Source organism: Exiguobacterium sp. SH5S4, assembly GCF_004337045.1.
Classification (GTDB): domain Bacteria; phylum Bacillota; class Bacilli; order Exiguobacteriales; family Exiguobacteriaceae; genus Exiguobacterium; species Exiguobacterium aurantiacum_A.
The window spans coordinates 1-433 of sequence record NZ_SJUQ01000069.1 but is presented as its reverse complement, the minus strand read 5'-3'; the positions used below and the strand labels follow the sequence as shown (position 1 = coordinate 433).

Sequence of the window (433 nt, the reverse complement as noted above, 5' to 3'; positions counted from 1 at the left end):
TGACAGATGCAACGGACGTACCCTTCGTTGCCCCCGCAAATTTTCCTCGCGTCGGTAGGATCGGCCAACCGGACAGAATCAGAACAACTCCCTCGATGTCGTCAATTCCAACATGCTGGGAGGTTTCCTGAAGCGCGATGAAGAAAAACAATTCGGCCGGAGTGAGATCTGGATGGCCGGCATATACGTAAGTGTTCGCCATTTCCGTTTCGCATGAAAGAAATGACGAGCGATTCCAAGCAGGTAGACCGTCAGCAGCGATGTGTGATTACGACGCATATCCAAGCTTGGAGATAACTCCTGTGGAAAAAATCTGCGCACCTCATCCTGCGCCTCACATGCGCCCCACCAACTTGCGGCATTTTCCCGCGCTCCTCCCTATCTCGCTATTAATCAAACAATCGAGCGTAGAGTTGCGGCGTTCCATAACCGG

The 433-nt window shown here is 52.4% G+C and carries 1 protein-coding gene; it reads right to left on the bottom strand.

Going from position 1 to position 433, the window contains the following annotated elements; translation table 11 throughout:
• A partial coding sequence (locus EVJ32_RS16420; protein WP_236639533.1) for an STM2901 family protein occupies positions 1–202 on the bottom strand: 202 nt, incomplete at its 3' end.
• Positions 203–433: the final 231 nt, after the last annotated feature.